The 20,252-nt window shown below is 74.5% G+C and carries 23 protein-coding genes; 10 read left to right on the top strand and 13 right to left on the bottom strand.

All coding sequences use genetic code 11. The features are described from left to right. Window positions 1–118: 118 nt before the first annotated feature. Window positions 119–1,576: an MFS transporter gene (locus E4P43_RS03915; protein ID WP_209313712.1), complete on the top strand. Its 1,458-nt coding sequence runs from the start codon at window positions 119–121 to the stop codon at window positions 1,574–1,576. A gap of 7 nt (window positions 1,577–1,583) precedes the next feature. Here E4P43_RS03915 and E4P43_RS03910 read toward each other — a convergent pair whose 3' ends face one another. Together E4P43_RS03910 and E4P43_RS03905 are read right to left on the bottom strand one after the other, a co-directional pair. After that, the gene (locus tag E4P43_RS03910) at window positions 1,584–2,042 is read right to left on the bottom strand and encodes a DUF5313 family protein (RefSeq protein WP_135144119.1); all 459 of its coding nucleotides are present in this window, start codon (window positions 2,040–2,042) and stop codon (window positions 1,584–1,586) included. Further along, on the bottom strand, window positions 2,039–2,524 hold the full coding sequence (locus E4P43_RS03905) for a MarR family transcriptional regulator (protein ID WP_135144118.1): 486 nt from the start codon (window positions 2,522–2,524) through the stop codon (window positions 2,039–2,041). Before E4P43_RS03905 ends, E4P43_RS03910 begins: the two co-directional genes overlap by 4 nt. A gap of 209 nt (window positions 2,525–2,733) precedes the next feature. Between E4P43_RS03905 and E4P43_RS03900 the strand changes: the two genes are divergently transcribed. The 6 genes from E4P43_RS03900 to E4P43_RS03875 all read left to right on the top strand — a co-directional run bounded on the left by E4P43_RS03900 (window position 2,734) and on the right by E4P43_RS03875 (window position 7,537). After that, window positions 2,734–4,125: a hemolysin family protein gene (locus tag E4P43_RS03900; RefSeq protein ID WP_135144117.1), complete on the top strand. Its 1,392-nt coding sequence runs from the start codon at window positions 2,734–2,736 to the stop codon at window positions 4,123–4,125. After that, a complete protein-coding gene (locus E4P43_RS03895) occupies window positions 4,122–5,165 on the top strand; it encodes a hemolysin family protein (RefSeq protein WP_135144116.1) in 1,044 nt (347 codons plus the stop codon). Before E4P43_RS03900 ends, E4P43_RS03895 begins: the two co-directional genes overlap by 4 nt. A 10-nt stretch (window positions 5,166–5,175) precedes the next feature. Further along, window positions 5,176–5,346: a CsbD family protein gene (locus E4P43_RS03890; protein ID WP_135144115.1), complete on the top strand. Its 171-nt coding sequence runs from the start codon at window positions 5,176–5,178 to the stop codon at window positions 5,344–5,346. A gap of 99 nt (window positions 5,347–5,445) precedes the next feature. Continuing rightward, on the top strand, window positions 5,446–6,303 hold the full coding sequence (locus E4P43_RS03885; RefSeq protein ID WP_245158922.1) for an NAD-dependent protein deacetylase: 858 nt from the start codon (window positions 5,446–5,448) through the stop codon (window positions 6,301–6,303). Next, a complete protein-coding gene (locus E4P43_RS03880; protein ID WP_135144114.1) occupies window positions 6,300–6,593 on the top strand; it encodes a biopolymer transporter Tol in 294 nt (97 codons plus the stop codon). The genes E4P43_RS03885 and E4P43_RS03880 overlap by 4 nt, the downstream gene beginning before the upstream one ends. A 29-nt stretch (window positions 6,594–6,622) precedes the next feature. After that, window positions 6,623–7,537 (top strand): MSMEG_6728 family protein, encoded by a 915-nt coding sequence (locus E4P43_RS03875; RefSeq protein ID WP_135144113.1) that lies wholly within the window; start codon window positions 6,623–6,625, stop codon window positions 7,535–7,537. Here the strand turns inward: E4P43_RS03875 and E4P43_RS03870 are convergent. Both E4P43_RS03870 and E4P43_RS03865 read right to left on the bottom strand, forming a co-directional pair. Beyond that, window positions 7,534–7,947, bottom strand: a complete 414-nt coding sequence (locus tag E4P43_RS03870) for a PaaI family thioesterase (RefSeq protein ID WP_209313710.1) — start codon at window positions 7,945–7,947, stop codon at window positions 7,534–7,536. The genes E4P43_RS03875 and E4P43_RS03870 overlap by 4 nt on opposite strands. Then, complete coding sequence (locus tag E4P43_RS03865; RefSeq protein ID WP_135144112.1) at window positions 7,944–8,303, bottom strand: VOC family protein; 360 nt, start codon at window positions 8,301–8,303, stop codon at window positions 7,944–7,946. Before E4P43_RS03865 ends, E4P43_RS03870 begins: the two co-directional genes overlap by 4 nt. Before the next feature lie 108 nt (window positions 8,304–8,411). Between E4P43_RS03865 and E4P43_RS03860 the strand changes: the two genes are divergently transcribed. Further along, the gene (locus tag E4P43_RS03860; protein WP_135144111.1) at window positions 8,412–9,128 is read left to right on the top strand and encodes a YbaK/EbsC family protein; all 717 of its coding nucleotides are present in this window, start codon (window positions 8,412–8,414) and stop codon (window positions 9,126–9,128) included. Here E4P43_RS03860 and mscL read toward each other — a convergent pair. The 3 genes from mscL to E4P43_RS03845 form a co-directional block, all read right to left on the bottom strand. After that, window positions 9,125–9,535 (bottom strand): large conductance mechanosensitive channel protein MscL, encoded by a 411-nt coding sequence (mscL, locus tag E4P43_RS03855; RefSeq protein WP_135144110.1) that lies wholly within the window; start codon window positions 9,533–9,535, stop codon window positions 9,125–9,127. The genes E4P43_RS03860 and mscL overlap by 4 nt on opposite strands. Window positions 9,536–9,576: 41 nt before the next feature. Further along, complete coding sequence (cpaB, locus tag E4P43_RS03850) at window positions 9,577–10,200, bottom strand: Flp pilus assembly protein CpaB (protein ID WP_135144109.1); 624 nt, start codon at window positions 10,198–10,200, stop codon at window positions 9,577–9,579. 93 nt (window positions 10,201–10,293) lie between these two features. Beyond that, window positions 10,294–10,623: an FmdB family zinc ribbon protein gene (locus E4P43_RS03845; protein ID WP_135144108.1), complete on the bottom strand. Its 330-nt coding sequence runs from the start codon at window positions 10,621–10,623 to the stop codon at window positions 10,294–10,296. 233 nt (window positions 10,624–10,856) lie between these two features. On the opposite strand from E4P43_RS03845, the gene E4P43_RS03840 reads away from it, so the two are divergent. Further along, window positions 10,857–11,600, top strand: coding sequence for a VOC family protein (locus E4P43_RS03840; RefSeq protein WP_135144107.1), 744 nt, complete (start codon window positions 10,857–10,859; stop codon window positions 11,598–11,600). On the opposite strand, the gene E4P43_RS03835 is transcribed toward E4P43_RS03840, so the two are convergent. The 6 genes from E4P43_RS03835 to E4P43_RS03810 form a co-directional block, all read right to left on the bottom strand. Further along, window positions 11,585–13,963 carry an excinuclease ABC subunit UvrA gene (locus E4P43_RS03835; protein ID WP_135144106.1) on the bottom strand — a complete coding sequence of 793 codons (2,379 nt, stop codon included), beginning with the start codon at window positions 13,961–13,963 and terminating at the stop codon, window positions 11,585–11,587. The genes E4P43_RS03840 and E4P43_RS03835 overlap by 16 nt on opposite strands. Before the next feature lie 100 nt (window positions 13,964–14,063). After that, a complete protein-coding gene (locus E4P43_RS03830) occupies window positions 14,064–14,474 on the bottom strand; it encodes a VOC family protein (protein WP_209313709.1) in 411 nt (136 codons plus the stop codon). Window positions 14,475–14,479: 5 nt separating this feature from the next. Beyond that, on the bottom strand, window positions 14,480–14,926 hold the full coding sequence (locus E4P43_RS03825) for a helix-turn-helix transcriptional regulator (RefSeq protein WP_135144104.1): 447 nt from the start codon (window positions 14,924–14,926) through the stop codon (window positions 14,480–14,482). Window positions 14,927–15,055: 129 nt separating this feature from the next. Continuing rightward, window positions 15,056–16,594: a carboxyl transferase domain-containing protein gene (locus E4P43_RS03820; RefSeq protein ID WP_135144103.1), complete on the bottom strand. Its 1,539-nt coding sequence runs from the start codon at window positions 16,592–16,594 to the stop codon at window positions 15,056–15,058. After that, on the bottom strand, window positions 16,591–17,814 hold the full coding sequence (locus tag E4P43_RS03815; RefSeq protein WP_135144102.1) for a CoA transferase: 1,224 nt from the start codon (window positions 17,812–17,814) through the stop codon (window positions 16,591–16,593). Before E4P43_RS03815 ends, E4P43_RS03820 begins: the two co-directional genes overlap by 4 nt. An 18-nt stretch (window positions 17,815–17,832) precedes the next feature. Next, window positions 17,833–19,170: an SLC13 family permease gene (locus E4P43_RS03810; protein ID WP_135144101.1), complete on the bottom strand. Its 1,338-nt coding sequence runs from the start codon at window positions 19,168–19,170 to the stop codon at window positions 17,833–17,835. A gap of 113 nt (window positions 19,171–19,283) precedes the next feature. On the opposite strand from E4P43_RS03810, the gene E4P43_RS03805 reads away from it, so the two are divergent. Continuing rightward, window positions 19,284–20,204: a UTP--glucose-1-phosphate uridylyltransferase gene (locus E4P43_RS03805; RefSeq protein WP_135144100.1), complete on the top strand. Its 921-nt coding sequence runs from the start codon at window positions 19,284–19,286 to the stop codon at window positions 20,202–20,204. Window positions 20,205–20,252: the final 48 nt, after the last annotated feature.

Here is a 20,252-nt window from a genome sequence, read left to right as displayed (position 1 = left end):
CCGGGCTGCCGACCGCGTGGGCACCGATGAGTCGGCGCGGTCCGAGCGGTCTGCACTTCGGACCGCACCGGTGCCGGGCACCCCGCCCGCGGGACCGGTGCCCACGGAGGAGGAGACAGTGACCGACCGAGCCCCGGCACTCGACCTGCGCTCGGGCCCCGAGCGGGTCTTCGCGCACCTGCTGATCAACAACCTGCTGGTGTCGGTCGTGAACTACACCGTCTGGTTCGCGGTCACCTTCTGGGTCTTCCTGGAGACCAGGTCGGTGTTCGCGACCGGCATGATCGCCGGGATCTTCCTGGTGGCGACCGCGAGCACCGGCATCTGGTTCGGCAGCCTGGTCGACCACCACCGCAAGCACGCCGTGCTGCAGGGGTCGACGGTCGCCTCGATCGCCTTCTACACCCTGGCGCTGGGGCTGCACCTGGTCACGCCGGCGGAGTCGTTCCGGTCCGCGGGCAGCCTGCCGCTGTGGTGCTTCGTCGTCCTCCTCATGGCCGGGGTGATCGCCGGCAACCCCCGGATGATCGCGCTGCCCACGCTGGTCACCCTGCTCGTCCCCGAGGACCGGCGGGACCGCGCCAACGGCCTCGTCGGGTCGGCGACCGGCCTGTCCATGCTGGTCACCTCGGTCATCAGCGGCCTGCTGGTCGCGTTCGGCGGCATGACCGCCGTCCTCGCCCTGACCCTGACCGTCCTCGTGCTGTCGGTCGTCCACCTCGCCGGGGTCCGGGTCCCCGAGGACGGCGTGGCGTCCGCCGCGGCCGGCGACGGCGGGACGGCCGGCTCGGGCGTGGACCTGCGCGGGACGCTGCGCCTGGTCCGCGGTGTGCCCGGCCTGCTGGCGCTGATCCTGTTCAGCTGCTTCAACAACTTCCTCGGCGGCGCCTTCATGGCGCTCATGGACCCCTACGGCCTGTCGCTGATGTCGGTGCAGGCCTGGGGGCTGCTGTGGGGTGCGCTGTCCGCGCTGCTGATCGTCGGCGGGCTGCTGGTGGCCCGCATCGGTCTGGGCAGCCGCCCGATCCGGGTGCTGCTGCTGGTCAACGCGGCGATGTGGGCCGGGACGATGCTGTTCCCGTTGGCCTCCTCCATCCTGACGCTCACCGTCGCGATGGCCGTGTTCATGACCGTGATGCCGTTCGCCGAGGCCGCCGAGCAGACCGTGCTGCAGCGGGTGGTGCCCTACGAGCGTCAGGGCCGGGTGTTCGGCTTCGCCCAGAGCGTCGAGCAGGCGGCCTCGCCGTTGACGGCCTTCCTCATGGCCCCGCTCACGGAGTTCGTCGTCATCCCGTTCATGACCGACGGCGCCGGGGCGCGGGCGATCGGCGGGTGGTTCGGGACCGGGCCCACCCGCGGCATCGCCCTCGTCTTCGTCGTCACCGGGCTGGTCGGGCTGCTCGCCGTCCTCGTCGCCTTCGCCAGCCCGGCCTACCGGCGGCTGAGCGCGGCCTTCGCCGCGGCCCGGGACGGCGACGGGGCCGAGGAGCCCGCCGCCGGCCCCGTCCTGCCCACGGTCCCCGCCCCGGTCGCCGCGGCGTCGCCGCTCACCCCGGGGGGCGACCCGGCGGCGTGAGGCGGGGTCAGCGGCCGGTGCGCTCCCGGTAGCGGGCGGCGCGCTTGGCGGCCGCGGCCCGCCGGCGCTCGCTGTCCCGGCGGTCGCGCTCGCGGGAGGCCCGGTCGCGGACCTCGGTCGCGGTGCCGGCCGGGTAGCCCGCCTTCATCACCCGGGTCTCGGTGGTCTCGGGCATGTAGGCGAGCGAGTAGATGAGCCCCAGGAAGATCCCACCGCCCACGACCCCCGCGCGCAGGCCCAGCGGTGCCGGCAGGAAGACCATGATCAACGCGATCGGGACCGCCATCTGGACGAGCATGCGCGCCACGTGGCGCAGGCCCCAGGTCCGGGTGGTGGTGTCGAACAGCACCCAGCTGCGGTGCCGAGCGGGCAGCCCGCCGCCCAGGGCGTACCAGAGCCAGCGGTGCGGAGCCGGCCGGACGACCGGCTGGTCGGTGGCTGCCTGCCCGGGGTCGGCGCCGGTCATCGTGCCGTCACCTCGCCGGGCCGGCCGAGGGCCTGCTGGGCGGCCTCGATCACCCGGGTCAGCGCGCCGTGCAGGCCCATCAGCTCCTCGAACGGCATGCCCAGGCGCTCCACGATGCCGGCCGGGATCCGCTCCGCCTGCTCGCGCAGCGCCCGGCCCTCGTCGGTCAGGGCGAGGGCGAGGTTCCGCTGGTCCGCCGGGTCCCTCTCCCGACGCAGCAGCCCCGCGCTCTCCAGCCGCTTGAGCAGCGGGGAGAGCGTGCCGGGGTCCAGCTGCAGGAGACCGGAGAGCTTCGTGACCGACAGCGGCCCGTGCTGCCAGAGGGCCAGCATCACCAGGTACTGCGGGTGCGTGAGGCCCAGCGGCTCGAGGGCCGGCCGGTAGACGGCGACCACGTTGCGGGCGGCCACCGACAGGGCGAAGCAGACCTGCCGGTCGAGGGCGAGGGGGTCCGGGGGCTCGGGTGCACGGTCCGCGGTCACACCCCGAGGCTACGTGCGTGGTGGCCCAATGGTTGGAGCGCCAAGCGTTATCCCCGTCTCGTTCCGCCGGGCGACGGAACCCGCCGGGCCGGCCCGCCGTTGACCCAGCGGGTCGGCCACGGCCCGTCCGCGCCGTCGAAGAGAGCCATGAGCCCGTATCACAGTCCCCAGGCCACGCCCGCCCAGTTCGCTGAGGAGGTGCGTGGCCGGTGACCGAAGTGCTCTCGCTGCTGCTCGGTGTGCTGGTGGTCCTCGCGATCACCGTCGTCACGGGGTACTTCGTGGCCCAGGAGTTCGCCTACATGGCGGTCGACCGGGCCGGTCTGGCGGCCCGCGCCGAGGCCGGTGACGCCGCGGCCCAGCGCGCGCTGCGCGTCACCCGGCGCACCTCCTTCATGCTGTCGGGAGCCCAGCTGGGCATCACCGTCACCGGGCTGCTGGTCGGGTACGTCGCCGAGCCGCTGATCGGCCGCTCCCTGGGCACCCTGCTGGGCGGTGTGGGGATCCCGACCGCCGTCGGCGTCGGCATCGGGGCGGTGCTCGCCCTGCTGTTCTCGACCGTCGTGCAGATGCTGCTCGGCGAGCTCTTCCCCAAGAACCTGGCGATCTCCCGGCCGGAGCCGGTCGCCCTGCGGCTCGCCGCGTCCACCGTCGGGTACCTGACGGTCTTCGGCTGGCTGGTCCGGGTGTTCGACCAGGCGTCGAACCTGCTGCTGCGCGCGCTGCGGATCGAGCCGGTCCACGACGTCGAGCACGCGGCCACCGCGCGCGACCTCGAGCACATCGTCGAGGAGTCGCGGGAGAGCGGGGACCTGCCCGCGGAGCTGTCGATGATGGTCGACCGGATCCTGGACTTCCCGCAGCGCGACGTCGAGCACGCGATGATCCCGCGCCCCCGGGTCGGCACCGTCGCCGACACCGACACCGTCGGCCAGCTGCGCGAGCTGATGGCCAGCGGCCACTCCCGGTACCCGGTGCTGGAGAGCGGCACCAGTGACGTCGTGGGCGTCGTCCACCTGGCCGACGTGCTGACGACGACGCAGCCCGACAGCGCGCCGGTGACGGCGATCGCGCGGCCGGCCCTGGTGGTCTCCACGTTCACCTCGCTGCCCGACGTGCTGCGCGAGCTCACCGAGAGCCAGAACCAGCTGGCCTGCGTGCTCGACGAGTACGGCGGCTTCGCCGGTGTGGTCACCCTGGAGGACCTCGCCGAGGAGCTCGTCGGGGAGATCACCGACGAGCACGACGACGAGCACCCCGAGTACGTCCCGGTCGAGGGCGACGGCGTCTGGGAGATGCCCGGCGAGGTGCACGTCGACGAGGTCGAGCGCGCCCTCGGCGTCGACCTGCCGCGCGGCTCCTACGAGACGATCGCCGGGCTGGTCATCGCCGCCGCCGGCGCCCTGCCCCCGCCGGGGACGACGCTGGGCATCGAGCTGCCACCGGACCCCGGTGACCTCGTGCTGGCCGACGAGCCGGCCCCGCGGACGCTGCAGGTTCACGTGCTCGCCGTCGAGCGCCACGTGCCCTCGCGGGTCCGCCTCGAGCTCCCCGACCGCATGCAGACCGCCGACACCGCCGCCGAGGAGGGCTCCCGATGACCGAGAACCCGTGGGTGGTCGTCGCCGCGACGGTCGCCATCGTCGCGCTGTCGGCGTTCTTCGTCGCCGTCGAGTTCGCCGTCCTGGCCGCCAAGCGGCACCGGCTGGAGGAGGCGGCACCGACCAGCCGCCCGGCCCGCGCCGCGCTGCGCAACTCCGCCGAGCTGACCCTGCTGCTGGCCGGGTCCCAGCTGGGCATCACGGCGGCCACGCTGGCGCTGGGTGCGATCAGCAAGCCCGCCGTGCACCACTGGCTCACGCCGCTGTTCGAGAGCTGGGGGCTGCCGCTGGTCGCCGCCGACGTCGCCGGCTTCGTCCTGGCCCTGCTGGTCGTGACCTTCATCCACCTCGTGGTGGGCGAGATGGCGCCCAAGTCGTGGGCCATCGCGCACCCGGAGCGCTCGGCCACCCTGCTGGCGGTGCCGATGCGCGGCTTCATGCTGGTCTTCCGGCCGCTGCTGCGTGCGCTCAACAGCATGGCCAACCGGCTGGTCCGCGCGGTCGGCGTGACGCCGGCCGACGAGCTCGCCGTCGGGCACAGCCCCGACGCGCTGCGGCACCTCGTGGAGCACTCGGCCAACGTCGGTGCGCTCGACGCGAGCTTCTCGACGCAGATCGCCGGGGTGCTGGCGCTGGAGCAGCTGACCGTCCGCGACCTGGTCGGGCCTGCCTCCCGGCCGACGGGGGTGCGCGCGGCGGCGACGGTCGGCGAGGTCCGGGCGCTCACCCAGGCCTCGGGGCACCTGCGGATCCTCCTGGGTGCCGTCGAGGGGGAGCAGATCACCGGCGTCGTGCACGTGCGCGACACCCTCACCGCCCCCGACCCGGCGCCCGCGGCCCCCTTCGCCCGGCCGGTCTTCGCCCTCGATGCCGACACCACCGTGCACGCGGCGCTCAAGGCGATGCGGGAGAGCCGCAACCATCTGGCGGTCGTCACCTCGGCGGGGGAGACCATCGGCGTCGTCACCCTGTCCGACGTGCTCCGCCGGCTGTTCCCCCAGCCGGTGGACGCCGGCATGCCGGCCGGGACGGCCGGGTAGCAGCGCCGCCATGAGCAGCGAGGACAAGGTCAGCGCCAAGATCGACGAGCTCGCCGGCAAGGGCAAGGAGCTGGCGGGCCGCGCCACCGACAACCCCGACCTGGAGGCCGAGGGCAAGGGGGAGCAGGCGGTCAGCAACCTGAAGCAGGCCGGCGAGAAGGTCAAGGACGCCTTCAGGTAGGCCCTCGGCCGAGGAGCTGCGCCCGGCTCGGGCCGGGTCGCACCGGGTGACCTGGGCCACGTGGCGGCGCGAGCGGCGTCCGGCGTGGACGATGGTCGCGTGACCGTCGCTCCGCCCGCCGTCCCGGGGACCGGCGCCGCGCTCGACGCGCTGGCCGACCTCGTCTCCGACGGCGACGCGCTGGTGCTCTCCGGCGCCGGCCTCTCCACCGACTCCGGCATCCCGGACTACCGGGGGGCGACCGGCAGCCTGCGCCGGCACACCCCCATGACCTACCAGACCTTCACCCGCGACCCGCGCGGGCGGCACCGGTACTGGGCGCGCAGCTTCGTCGGCTGGCGGCAGATGCGCGACGCCCGGCCCAACGACGGGCACCGCGCCGTCGCGGCGCTGCAGACCGCGGGTCTGCTGGGCGGCGTCATCACCCAGAACGTCGACGGGCTGCACCAGGCCGGCGGCGCCCGGGACGTCGTCGAGCTGCACGGCGGGCTCGACCGCACCGTGTGCCTGGGCTGCGGCGACCTGGCCGGACGGGCGGAGCTCGACGACCGGCTGCGGGCGGTCAACCCGGACTTCGGGCCGCGGGTCGAGGAGATCAACCCCGACGGCGACGCAGAGCTGCCCGACGAGGTGCTCGACGGCTTCGTGATGGTCGGCTGCCTGGCCTGCGGTGGCGGTCCGCTCAAGCCCGACGTCGTCTTCTTCGGCGAGACGGTGCCCCGCGACCGCGTGGACCACTGCTTCGGGCTGGTCGAGCGGGCCGGCAGCCTCCTGGTCCTCGGCTCCTCGCTGGCCGTCATGAGCGGGTACCGCTTCGTGCTGCGCGCGGCGAAGCTCGGCGTGCCCGTGGCGATCGTCAACGTCGGCCCGACGCGCGGCGACGCCAGGGCCGACGTCCGGGTCGACGCGCCGCTGGGCCTCGTGCTGCCCGAGCTCGCCGCCCGCGTCACGGCGTGACCCCGGAGCGCACGCCCGACGGGCGGTACGTCGTCGTCGACGGCCGCCGCTGGCGCACGGCCGACCCGGCCCTGCCCGACGACGTGCGGGCCCGGCTGCTGCACCACCTGGGCGTGGCGCGCTCCGCCGTCCGGACCAGCCGTGGGGACGACGACGCCGTGGCCGCCGCCCGCGCCCGGGTGCAGCTGGCCAAGACCGGGCTGGGCGAGCGCGGGCCGGCCTGGTGGGAGCAGGGCGACGACGCGCGGCGGGAGCGCTGGGAGTCGGCCCTGCGCGAGCTCGGGGGTTAGCGGCCGCCGGGCCGGGCAGGAACCCCTCGATGCAGACCTTCGTGCCGGTGCCCGACTTCGAGGAGAGCGCCCGGCTGCTGGACTCCCCGCGGCTGGGCAAGCAGCGGGTGGAGACCCTGCAGATCCTCCGGGCGCTCGAGCTGCCCGACTACGGCTGGGCCAGCCACCCCGCGGTCCTGATGTGGAAGGGCCGCACGCCGGCGCTGGTCGCCTACGGCCTGGCGATGGCCCGGGTGTGGCGGGAGCGCGGCTTCGCCGACACGACCGAGGCGCAGATCGGTGAGTTCGCCCCCGAGGTCGTGGGCCGCTCGCAGGCCGAGCTCGCCGCCGCCGGGCTGCTGCCGTCGTGGGTCGGGAACGAGGAGCTGCACCGGTCGCACCGGTCGAACCTCGTCGCCAAGGACCCGGAGTTCTACCGCGGGCGGTTCACCGAGCTGTTCGGCCCCGAGCCCGACGACCTGCCCTACCTCTGGCCCGGGCCGGACGACCTGCCGCCGCCGCCGCAGCCCGAGGGCGTGCGGGTCTGGGTGGTGCGCCCGCGGTCGCACAACGAGCTGGGCGCCTGCCTGGCCGCGGGGGTCGTCGGCCTCGGCACCCAGTCGGGGGTCGACGTCGACGCGCAGGGGATGGCCCCCGCGGAGCTGCGGGCCCTGTCGAAGGAGATCTCCGGCCGCCGCCCGGCCAAGGACCTGCGGCAGCTGTCGACCTTCCTCGACGAGGTGCGGCCCGGCGACCCGGTCGCGCTGCCGATCGAGCACGGCGCCGGGCTGCTGCTCGGCGAGGTGGTGGGCGAGTACCTGTTCCAGGGGCGGGAGCTGCTGCCGCACCGCCGGCCGGCGCGCTGGGACCGGGTGGTGCCGCGGGCGGCCGCCCGGCCGCCCGCGACCCTCCAGGACCCCCGCGCCCTGTTCCAGGTGACGCTGGACCCCGCCGTCCTGCGCTAGCCCGGCAGCGGCACGTTCTGCAGCCGCACCTGCCCGCGGGCCACGAGCTTGCCGTCCTCGCGGGTGAGGAGGACCTGCCACAGCTGCTGCGTCCGCCCCTGCTGGACCGGCTCGGCGACGACGTCGACCCGGCCGCTGGTCATGCTGCGGATGAAGTCGGTGTTGTTGTTGACGCCCACCGAGAACTGGCCCTGGTCCTGAACCGCGAGGCTGGCGCCGATGCTGGCGGCCGACTCCACGACCGAGCAGTACAGGCCGCCGTGCACCACGCCCCACGGGGTGTGCTGGTCGGGGCCGAGCTCGACGTGGCCGGTCACCCGGGCCCCGGTGGCCTCGGCGACCTGGAAGCCCATCGCGGCGACGAACGGGCTCGCGCTGGTCAGGTCCACCGGCGGGCGGTCGGCGCTCACGCGTCCCACACCAGGCAGAACGGGTGGCCGACCGGGTCGGCGTAGACCCGGAAGTCGCCCCCGCCGCCGGGCAGCGCGCGGGCGCCCAGGGCGAGCACCTTGGGCTCGGCCTCGGCGATGTCGGCGACGCGGATGTCGAGGTGGAACTGCTGCGGGCGGGCCGGGTCCGGCCAGTCCGGGGGCTGGAGGTCGGGGGCCTGCTGGAAGGCCAGCCGGTAGCCGGCACCGGTGACGACGACCCAGTCGTCGCCCGGCCCGCCCCTGCTGATCTCCATGCCGAGCAGCTCGGCGTAGAAGCCGGCCAGGGCGTGCGCGTCGGGCGCGTCGATCACGACGGAGTGGAGTTGACCGATCATGCGCCTCATCCTGGTGGCCGCCCGGAGCCGCCGACAGCCGGACACCGTCAGGATGCGGCCAGCCCCCGGCTGCTGCCCTCCGGTGGGGCGTGCCGCAGGATCGACGGCATGGCCGACCCCGCTGCGCCCGACCCCGCCGCCCCCGGTCTGGGCACGCTGACCTGGCTGCCCGCCACCGACCGGCCCGACCTGCTGGGACCGCCGGTGGCTGCGGCGCTCGCCGGCCTGGCCGGCCCGGCGTGGGTGGCCGAGATCGGCGACGACCTCGCCGACACCGCTGCCTTCACCGAGGCCTACGGCGTCCCGCTCGCCGCCTCGGCCAACTGCGTGGTCGTCGCGGCCCGCCGCGCGGGGGAGACGACGCTGGCCGCCTGCCTGGTCCTGGCCACCTCCCGTGCCGACGTGAACGGGCTGGTGCGGCGGCACCTGGGTGCGCGCAAGGCGTCCTTCGCCCCGCAGGACGTCGCGGTCAGCGAGACCGGGATGGCCTACGGCGGGATCACGCCCGTGGGCCTGCCCGCCGCCTGGCCGCTGCTGGTGGACGCCGCCGTCGCCGCCGCGGACCTCGTGGTGGTCGGGTCGGGCACCCGGGGCAGCAAGCTCGCGGTCCCGGGGCCGGTGCTGGCGGCGCTGCCGACGGCCGAGGTGCTCGAGGGGCTGGGGCAGCCCCTGCCGACAGAGCCGCCCACGCCGCCGCCGGCCCAGCCGTTGCGGCTGGACCGGGCGCCCGACGACAGCGACATCGGCTGGGGTGAGCGCCCGGCGACCGGCGACGACGACCGGCGCTACCTGGAGAACCGGCCGCCGCACTGGGGCAGCGACTAGGAGGGGGCGGGGCCGTCCCGCTCCGTCCCGGCCTGCTGGGCGCGGAGCAGGTCGCGGATCTCGATGAGCAGCTCGGTCTCCGTCGGCGCGACCGGGCCGGCCTCCTCGCCGCGCACCCGCCGCTGCAGCAGCCGGTGCAGCGGCATCACGACGAGGAAGTAGAGCACCGCCGCGGTCAGCACGAAGGTGATCAGCTGGCTCAGGAAGGCGCCCCAGGTGAACTCCTGCTGGTTCACCTCGAGCACTCCGCCGAGCTCGCCGCCACCTCCCAGCAGCCCGATGAGCGGCGTGAGGAACGAGCTCGCGAAGGCGTTCACCAGCGCGGTGAACGCCGAGCCGATCACGACCGCGACGGCGAGGTCCACGACGTTGCCGCGGAAGAGGAAGTCCTTGAATCCCTTCAGCACGCGACCATCCAGCCACATCCCCCCGAGGTCCGCGCGGCCGGTCAGGGCGGCGGGAGGCTGATGGTGAGCGTGGCGGTGGCCGAGGCGGCCGCCAGGGCGGTCGCCGTCCCCTCGTCGACGGCCAGCAGGAGGAGCCCCGCGCCCGGGTCGCCGTCGGAGCCCCGGCCCGGTGCGGCCAGGACGAGCGCGCCCGCCGCCACCCGCTCCGCCGCCCCGCTGTCCGGGGCCGCGGCCAGGACGTCGACCCGGTCGCCGGGGCGGACCAGGGCGCTCACCCCGAGGTCGGCCAGCCGCACGGGCGCCGCGACCTGGCCGTCCGGCAGCGAGGTGGTCAGCCCGGCGCCGACGAGCCGTGCGTCGGTCAGGGGCTCGCCCCGGCGGACGGGGCCGGCGAGCACCTGGTGGTGCAGCGGCTCGACCTGGTCGACGGCGCCGGCCGGCACCGCCTCGCCGGGGAGGGCGACGACGGCCAGGTGGGCGGCCGTGAGGCGGGTGCCGGCGGGGAGGTCGGTGGCGGCCACCACGACCGGTCGGTCGGTCGCCGCCGCGTCGGCCGGTGCCGGCTCGGGCCGCAGCGCGAGCGCCAGGGCGAGGCCGGCCAGCAGCCCGGCGGCGAGCCGGCGGGCGAGCAGTGCGGGGGAGCGGGGGCGGCGCAGCCGGAACATGCGTCGACCCTCCCCGTCCGGGGCGCTACCCGAGCGGGTGCGGCCGGGGCTGTGGAGAGGGGCGGCGGCTGTGGACGGGCGGCCCGTCCGGGGTCAGTTGGCGGCCTTGGCCGTGCTGCCCGAGGTGGAGGAGGTCGTCGAGCTGGTCGACGAGGTCGAGCCCGTCGACGAGGAGCCGCCGTCCTTGGCCGAGGTGGAGGACGAGGAGCTGGTGCTCGGCGCGTCGGAGGAGCTGCTGCTCTTGCGGCTGTCGGTGCGGTAGAAGCCGGAGCCCTTGAAGACCACGCCCACCGAGCCGTAGACCTTGCGGACGGCGGCGCCGCACTCGGGGCACTCGCTGACCGGCTCGTCGGTGAAGGACTGCACGACCTCGAACTGGTGCTTGGTCTCGGGGTTGGTGCAGGCGTACTGGTACGTGGGCACTGCGGTGGCTCCCTGGTCGAGCGGAGGACGTGGGGCTGGCACTCGGCCCCGTCGACTGCCAATGATGCGTCATGCGCCCGCCGCCGTCCACGAAGGAGGGCGAGAGTCACCCCCCGCGCAGCGCCCGGCTCCGGCAATTGCGTTGCCCTGCCGGCCGACGAGGTCCAGGCTTCGCCCTCGTCGGGACCGGAGCCGCTCCCGGCGTCGCGTCGGCCACCGGAGGTGCGACACCCATGACCTGCCGCCTCGTCTCGCTCACCGTCGACGCCCTCGACCCCGAGGGGCTCGCCCGGTTCTGGGCCGGCCTCCTGGGCTGGCAGCCCGACCGCGCCGCCGGGGACGGGGCCACGCTGCTGCCGGCCGACGACACCGGGTTCTCGCTGCGGTTCCTCCCCACCGCCGAGCCGAAGACGGCGAAGAACGGCAAGCACCTGGACCTGACGAGCGGCTCGTGGGACGACCAGGAGCGGACGGTCGCGCGGGCGCTGGAGCTCGGTGGCCGGCACGTCGACATCGGCCAGCTCCCCGAGGAGCAGCACGTGGTCCTCGCCGACCCGGAGGGCAACGAGTTCTGCGTCATCGAGCCGGGCAACGGCTTCCTCGCCGACTGCGGGTTCGTCGGTGCGCTGGCGTGCGACGGCTCCCAGGCGGTCGGCTACTTCTGGCGGGACGCCCTGGGGTGGCCGCTGGTCTGGGACCAGGACCTCGAGACCGCCGTGCGCTCCCCGCACGGCGGCCCGAAGGTCACCTGGGACGGGGTGCCCCTGCGGCCCGACGCGGCGGCGAGGGACCGGCTGCACCTCGAGGTCGCTGCCGACGGCGACCTCGAGGCGGAGGTGGCGCGCCTGGTCTCCCTCGGCGCCACGCGTGCCGGCGCCGGTCCCGGCGGGGCCGGCACGGTGGTGCTGGCCGACCCCGACGGCAACGAGTTCCTGGTCCTGCCCCCGGCTGACCGGAGGGCTCAGGCGCCGACGTAGGTCGCGAGGTGCTCGCCGGTCAGGGTGGACCGCGCGGCGACCAGGTCGGCCGGGGTGCCCTCGAACACGATGCGGCCGCCGTCGTGGCCGGCACCGGGACCGAGGTCGACGATCCAGTCGGCGTGCGCCATGACCGCCTGGTGGTGCTCGATGACGATCACGGTCTTCCCGGAGTCGACGAGCCGGTCCAGCAGGCCGAGCAGGTTCTCGACGTCGGCCAGGTGCAGGCCGGTGGTCGGCTCGTCGAGGACGTAGGTCCCGCCCTTCTCGCCCATGTGCGTGGCCAGCTTGATCCGCTGGCGCTCGCCGCCGGACAGCGTGGTGAGCGGCTGGCCCAGGGTGAGGTACCCCAGCCCGACGTCGGCGAGCCGGTCGAGGATGGCGTGCGCGGCGGGCGTGCGCGCCTCGCCGGCGCCGAAGAACACCTCGGCCTCGGCAACGGACATCGCCAGCACCTCGGCGATGTTCTTCCCGCCCAGCGTGTACTCCAGCACGGTGGCCTGGAACCGCTTGCCCTCGCACTCCTCGCACGGGGACTCGACCGTGGCCATGACCCCGAGGTCGGTGTAGATGACGCCGGCGCCGTTGCAGGCGGGGCAGGCGCCCTCGGAGTTGGCGCTGAACAGGGCGGGCTTCACGCCGTTGGCCTTGGCGAACGCCTTGCGGATCGGCTCCAGCAGGCCGGTGTACGTGGCGGGGTTGGAGCGTCGCGAGCCCTTGATCGCGCCCTGGTCCACGACGACGACGTCGTCCCGCGTGGCGAGGTTGCCGTGGATCAGCGAGCTCTTGCCCGAGCCGGCGACGCCGGTGACGACGGTCAGCACCCCGGTGGGGATGTCGACGTCGACGTCGACGAGGTTGTTCTGGTTCGCGCCGCGGATCTCCAGCGCGCCGGTCGCGGTGCGCAGGCCCTGCTTCAGCGCCACCCGGTCGCCGAGGTGCCGGCCGGTGAGCGTGTCGCTGTGCCGCAGCTCCTCGACGGTGCCCTGGAACACGACCTCGCCGCCGGCGGTCCCGGCGCCCGGGCCGAGGTCGATGACGTGGTCGGCGATCACGATCGTCTCGGGCTTGTGCTCGACGACGAGCACCGTGTTGCCCTTGTCGCGCAGCCGCAGCAGCAGGCCGTTCATGCGCGCGATGTCGTGCGGGTGCAGCCCGATGGTCGGCTCGTCGAAGACGTACGTGACGTCGGTCAGCGACGACCCGAGGTGGCGGATCATCTTGGTGCGCTGGGCCTCGCCGCCGGAGAGCGTGCCGGCCGGCCGGTCGAGGGAGAGGTAGCCCAGGCCGATCTCGACGAAGGAGTCGAGGGTGTGCTGCAGCCCGGTCAGCAGCGGTGCCACCGAGGGCTCGTCCAGCTCCCGGAGCCAGGCCGCGAGGTCGCTGATCTGCATGGTGCAGAGCTCGGCGATGTTCTTGCCCCGGATGCGGGAGGAGCGCGCCTCGGCGGAGAGCCGCGTGCCCTCGCACTCCGGGCAGGTGGTGAACGTGATGGCCCGCTCCACGAAGCGGCGGACGTGCGGCTGCATCGCCTCGACGTCCTTGGAGAGCATCGACTTCTGGATCTTGGGGATCAGGCCCTCGTAGGTGAGGTTGATCCCGTCGACCTTGACCTTGGTCGGCTCGGCGTGGAGCAGCGTGTCCAGCTGCTTCTTCGTGTACTGCGCGATCGGGGTGTCCATCGGCAGGCCGGCGCCGGCGAACACCCGGCCGTACCAGCCGTCCATGCTGTAGCCGGGCACGGTCAGGGCGCCGTCGGCGAGCGACCTGCTCTCGTCGTACAGCGCCGTCAGGTCGAAGTCGGTGACCGAGCCCATGCCCTCGCAGCGCGGGCACATGCCGCCCTGGTAGACCGCCTCGCGCACCACGTTCTTCTCGACGCGGCCGCCCTTCTCGGTGCTCATGACGCCGCTGGCCTTGCGGGTCGGCACGTTGAAGGCGAAGGCGGTCGGCGGGCCGATGTAGGGCTTCCCGAGGCGGCTGAACAGGATCCGCAGCATGGCGTTCACGTCGGTCGCGGTGCCGACGGTCGAGCGCGGGTTGGCCCCCATCCGCTCCTGGTCGACGATGATCGCCGTCGTCAGGCCCTCGAGGACGTCCACCTCGGGGCGGGCCAGGTTCGGCATGAACCCCTGCAGGAACGCGCTGTAGGTCTCGTTGATCATCCGCTGCGACTCGGCGGCGATGGTGGCGAAGACCAGCGAGCTCTTGCCCGAGCCGGAGACCCCGGTGAAGACCGTGAGCCGGCGCTTCGGGATGTCGACGCTGACGTCCTTGAGGTTGTTCTGCCGCGCGCCCACGACCCGGATGAGGTCGTGGCTGTCGGCGGCGTGGGTCCCGACCGGCTCGGTCTGCGTGCTCATGCGGCGGTGTCTCCGTCCGTGCGGGCCGGTCGCCCCTGCGGCGACCGGCCGATGCCTACCAGCGGTGTCCGACAGTGAGGACTGCCCGGACGAGGACTTCTCAGCGCAGCTCCTGGATGCGGACGGTGTTGCCCGCGGGGTCGCGGAACGCGCAGTCGCGCACGCCGTAGGGCTGCTGGGCCGGCTCCTGCATGACCTCCGCGCCGGTCGCCTGGATCGCGTCGAAGGCGGCGTCGAGGTCCGTGGTGGCCAGGATCAGGGAGGCGAAGGTGCCCTTGGCCATCATCTCGGCGATGGTGCGCTGCTCCTCCTCGGTGACGCCCGGGTCGGCGGCCGGCGGGTACAGGACCAGCTGGGTGCCGGCCCCGCCCGGGGCGCCCAGCGTCAGCCAGCGCATGCCGTCGTAGCCGACGTCGTTGAGGAGCTCGAGGCCGACCGCGTCCCGGTAGAAGGCCAGGGAGGGCTCGGGGTCGGGGGCGGGGAGGAACGTCTGGTGGATGGTGATGTCCATGGCGGTCACGCTAGGGACGGGGCGCCGGCCCGCGCTTCTCGATTCCTGACCGGTCGGGTGACCTGCTTGGACAGGCAGGACGGGATGCCCTCGGTCGCCCGCGCCGCCTCCCGCCGGTAGACGCTCGGCGGCACCCCGACCAGCTCGGTGAAGCGCGTGCTGAACGTGCCCAGCGACTGGCAGCCCACCGCGAAGCAGACCTCGGTGACGCCGAGGTCGCCGCGGCGCAGCAGCGCCATCGCCCGCTCGATCCGCCGCGTCATCAGGTAGCTGTAGGGCGACTCGCCGTAGGCCCGCCTGAACTCCCGGCTCAGGTGGCCCGCGGACATGTGCGCCCCGCGGGCGAGCGCCTCGACGTCCAGCGGCTGGGCGTACTCCCGGTCGATCCGGTCGCGGACGCGGCGCAGCCGCGCGAGGTCGCGCAGGCGCTGCTCGTCCGCCGTCCCTGCCACGTCGGTGATCGTGCCAGGGGGCGCGGCGCAGGAGAACCGGGTTCCGCCGCGTCCGGGCAGTGTGCGCCCCGGGCGCGATCCCGGGCGGAGGACCGGCCGTGCGCGCACATCGCCGAACCGGCGGCGACCTCAGCGGCCGAGGTGGCGGTACCGGTGCAGCCGGGTGCGGTAGCGCTCGGTGTCGTCGCGGCCCAGCAGCCCGGCGAGCTCCTCGCCGAGCACCCGCCCCAGGCGGAGGCAGAACTCGGTCGGCTCGTCGGCGGCGTCGGGCCGCTCGGGCACCACCCGGTCGACGATCCCGGCCCGCCACAGGTCGGTCGCCCGGACGCCCTGGTCCGCCGCCATCTCGTCCGCCCGGTCCACGGTGCGGTGCACGATCGCCGACGCGCCCTCCGGGGGCAGCGGGCCGAGCCAGCCGTTGGCCGCGGCCAGCACCCGGTCGGCCGGGACCAGCGCCAGCGCGCCGCCGCCGGTGCCCTGGCCGAGCAGCACCGCGAGGGTGGGCGCCCTCAGCACCACGAGGTCGTGCAGGCACCGCGCGATCTCCCCGGCCAGCCCGCCCTCCTCGGCCTCGCGGGAGAGCGCGGCGCCGGGGGTGTCGATCAGCGTCACCAGCGGGAGGCGGAGCTCCTCGGCCAGGTGCATGCCGCGCCGGGCCTCGCGCAGCGCCGCGGGCCCGAGCGGTGCCGACATCGACTGCCCGCGCCGGTCCTGCCCGAGGACCACGCAGGGCGCGCCGCCGAAGCGGGCCAGCGCCAGCAGCAGCCCCGGGTCCTTCTCGCCCGCGCCGGTCCCGGACAGGCCGACGACGTCGGTGGCCGCGGTGCGCAGCAGCCGCCGCACGCCGGGCCGGTCCTCCCGCCGCGAGGCGGTGACGACGTCCCAGGCGCTGCGCCCGTCGTCCGGGTCGGTGGCGTCGGTGCCGTCCTCGGCCGTCGGGCGCTCGGCACCGGCGACGTCCTGGTGCCAGGTCTGGCGAGCGGCCAGCACCCGCAGCGCCCGGTCGGCCACCTCGGCGATCTCCTCGTGCGGGACGACGGCGTCGATCAGGCCGCGCTCGGCCATGTGCTCGGCGGTCTGCACCCCCTCCGGGAACGGCTCGCCGTACAGCGCCTCGAACACCCGCGGCCCGAGGAAGCCGATCGAGGCGCCGGGCTCGGCGATGGTCACGTGGCCCAGCGACCCCCACGACGCCAGCACGCCGCCGAAGGTCGGGTTGCGCAGGTACACCAGGTACGGGAGGCCGGCCTCCTTGTGCCGGGCGATCGCGGCGGTGATGCCGATCATCTGCAGGAAGGCGACGGTGCCCTCCTGCATCCGGGTGCCGCCGGACACCGGTGCGGCCAGCAGCGGCAGCCCCTCCTCGGTGGCCCGCTCCACGGCGGAGACCAGCCGCTCGGCGGCGGCCACCCCGATGGAGCCGGCCAGGAAGCCGAACTCCCCGGCGACGACGGCGACCCGGCGGCCGCGCAGCCGCCCCTCGCCGGTGATGACCGACTCGTCCTGCCGCGTCCTCTCCGCCGCGCGCTCCAGGTCGCGGGCGTAGCTCTCGCTGACGTCCCGGGGCGGGATCGGGGAGTCCCAGGACTGCCACGAGCCGGCGTCGAGGACGAGGTCGCGCAGGGCGCGGGCGTCGAGGCGGGCCGGCCGGTCGGTCGGTGCGCTCACGGGGTCGTGTCCTCCTCGGTCCCGGCCAGCCAGGCGCGGATCGCGTCGCCGTCGGCGCCCAGCACCGGGGGAGCGGTGTGGTTCCGGCGGGTCGTCTCGGTCTCCCCGTCGGGGGACGGGTCGAAGAACCGTAGCGGCGGCCCCGGGAGCTGCACCCGGCCGAGGCTCGCGTGCTCGACGTCGACCAGCAGTCCCTGCGACAGCGTCTGCTCCCAGCCGTACACCTCGTCGATCGTGCGCACCTTGCCGGCGGGGATGCCGGCGGCGGCGAGCCGGGCGAGCAGCTCCTCGGCGGGGATGGCGGCGAAGGCCTCCTCCAGCAGCGCGATCACCCGGTCGCGGTTCTCCACCCGCTCGCCGTTGGTCGCCAGGCCGGGAGCAGCCGGCTCCAGCCCGAACTCCGCGCACAGCCGGCGCCACAGCGACTCCGACCCGCAGGAGAGCTGCACGCTGCCGCCGGAGCAGCGGAACAGCCCGTACGGCGCGATGGAGGGGTGGTGGTTGCCCTGCGCGTGGCCGACCTTCCCGGCGACCGTCCACGCCGTCCCCTGGAAGGCGTGCACGCCGACGATGGCCGCGAGCAGCGAGGTGCGCACCACCTGGCCACGGCCGGTCCGCTCCCGCTCGTGCAGCGCGGCCAGCACGCCGTAGGCCCCGTACATGCCGGCCAGCAGGTCGCCGATCGGGACGCCGACCCGCTGCGGGTCCTCCGGCCCCGACCCCGTCAGCGACATGAGGCCCGCCTCGCCCTGGGCGATCTGGTCGTAGCCGGCCCGGCCACCCTCCGGCCCGTCGTGGCCGAAGCCGCTGATCGACAGCTGGACCAGCCGCGGGTTGAGCCCGGCCAGCACGTCGGTGCCGAAGCCGAGCCGGGCCAGCGTGCCGGGGCGGAAGTTCTCCAGCAGGACGTCGGCCCGGCGCAGCAGCTCGGTGAGCACCGCCTTGTCCGCCTCGTCCTTGAGGTCGAGGGCGATCGACTCCTTGTTGCGGTTGGCCGACAGGAAGTAGGTGGACTCGCGGTCCCCCGCGGTGTTCCCGCCCGCCCCGTCACCCCCGGGCCACACGAAGGGCGGGCCCCAGCCCCGGGTGTCGTCCCCGCTGCCGGGGCTCTCCACCTTGACCACCCGGGCGCCCAGGTCGCCCAGCATCATCGCGGCGTGCGGCCCGGCCAGCGCACGGGTCAGGTCGACGACGAGCACGCCGTCCAGGGGTCCGCTCACGTCGGCACTCCGATCGGTCTAGAGCCAGCCGGGGACGACGAACACCAGCCACGCGAGCAGCGGTCCGACGGCCACGACGATCCCGGCGTAGGCCAGGATCTGCTTGTAGAAGCGGTCCTTGTCCACGTCCTGCGCGTTGGCCAGGACCAGGGCGCCGTTCGTGGAGAACGGGCTGACGTCCACGATCGTCGAGGCCACGGACAGGGCGACCACGACCCCCACGGCGCCGATCTCCCCGGCGAGCAGGAACGGGACCGCCAGCGAGATGGCGACGCCGATGATCGCGGTCGAGGACGCGAACGCCGACACCACCCCGCCGATGTAGGCCAGCAGCAGCGCGATGAGCAGCGGTGCGCCGAGGCCGATGACGGCGTCGCCGACGTAGTCGATCGTGCCGGCCTCCTGCAGCACGGAGACGAAGGTCAGCACACCGGCGATCAGCAGGATCGTGCTCCAGCTGATCTGGGTGACCGCTCCCTTGTGCTGCTGCGCGGAGAACAGCGCGAGGACCACCGCGACGGTGATGGACACGAAGCCGATGTCGAGGTCGAAGGCCAGGGCGAGCACGGCGACGACGACCAGCCCGACGAGGGTCAGGACCTGCTCGAAGCGCACCGGCTGGGGGACGTCGGGGTGCACGTGCTCGTCGTCGTCCCCACCGACCGCGGGCCCCGGAGCGGCGCCGTGCCCCCGGACGAGGGTGCCGTGCGCGTGCTCGGAGTGCGGGACCGGCTCGGCGGCGACCTTGCGCCCGAGCAGCGACCGCCCGCCCAGCAGGAGGAAGAGGACGAGGGCGATCGCGATGTTGAACCCGAGGCTGCCGAGGAAGACCGTCAGCGGGCTGCCGGGGAGCCCCTCCTCGTCCACGATGTCGTTCACCGTGACCCCGTAGACGCTCAGCGGGGAGAACCCACCGCCCTGGGCGCCGTGGATGACCATCATGCCCATCAGCAGCGGGCTGATCCCGTGCCGCGCGGCGAAGGTCAGCGCGATCGGGGCGATGATCGCGACCGCCGCGGGGGAGAGGGCGCCGATGGCGGTGAGCAGCGCGGTCACGAAGAACATGACCCACGGGATGGCCGCCACGTGGCCGCCCACGAGCCGGACGGCTCCGCGGACCAGCAGGTCGACGGTCCCGTTGTTCTGCGCGATCGCGAACAGGTACGTGACGCCGATCAGCGTGAGCACCAGCCCGGCCGGGAAGCCGCCGAGGATGTCGTCGGTGGTCAGCCCGACCGACAGGGTGCCGACGACGAAGGCGGCGACGAACGCCAGCGCCCCCATGTTGATCGGCAGGACGGTGGCGATCGCGAAGATCACGACCAGCGCGAGGATGGTGACGATCTCGGGGGACACGGATCCCTCCCACTTCGTCGGGGGTGAGGATCAGCCCACTGTGTCAGTGACCGGTGGGTAGCGCCTGCCAGCGCTCGTGCTGCTCACCGGGCCGGTGTGGCTAGGCTGCCCGCATGTCGAACCCCACCGCCCGCCCGGCCCGGAAGGCAGTCATCCCCGTCGCGGGCATGGGAACCCGGTTCCTCCCGGCGACCAAGGCCGTGCCCAAGGAGCTGCTGCCGGTCGTCGACCGCCCGGCGCTGCAGTACATCGTCGAGGAGGCCGCGCGCGCGGGGCTGGGCGAGGTGCTCATGGTCACCGGCCGCGGGAAGGCCGCCATCGAGGACTTCTTCGACCGCACCCCCGAGCTCGAGGCGGCGCTGGAGAAGAAGGGCGACGCCGGCCGGCTGGCCGCCGTCGCGGAGTCCACGGACGTCGCCCAGGTGCACTTCGTCCGGCAGGGCGAGGCTCGCGGGCTGGGCCACGCGGTGCTGCAGGCCGCGGCCTTCGTCGGCGACGAGCCGTTCGCCGTCCTCCTCGGCGACGACCTCATCGACGCCCGTGACCACCTGCTCGAGCAGATGCTCGCCGTCCAGGCCGAGCACGGCGGCTCGGTGATCGCGCTGCTCGACGTCGGCATGGAGAACATCGACAAGTACGGCGCGGTGGCGGTCGACCCGGCCTCGGCCGGCAGCGACGTCGTCACCATCACCGGGCTGGTGGAGAAGCCCCCGGTGGAGGAGGCCCCCAGCAGCCTGGCCATCATCGGCCGCTACGTCCTGGCGCCGGAGGTCTTCGACGTGCTCCGGGAGACCGCGCCCGGCCGGGGCAACGAGATCCAGCTGACCGACGCGCTGGCCACCCTCGTCGAGCGCGGCGAGCCCGTGCACGGCGTGGTGTTCGGCGGCCGCCGCTACGACACCGGCGACAAGCTGGACTACCTCAAGGCCGTCATCCGCCTCGCCGCCGAGCGCGACGACCTGGGCCCCGCGCTGCGCGGCTGGCTGCGCGACTTCGTCACCGAGCTGCCCGCCGAGGGCGCGTCGTCGTCCTGACCGGCGCCCTTCGGGGCACGATCGGACCGCGGCACGGGACCGGACGTC

Source organism: Blastococcus sp. TF02A-35 (genome assembly GCF_004571075.1).
Lineage (GTDB): Bacteria > Actinomycetota > Actinomycetes > Mycobacteriales > Geodermatophilaceae > Blastococcus.
Note: the sequence above shows the minus strand (reverse complement) of the source record. Positions and strands in the feature narration are given on the sequence as shown.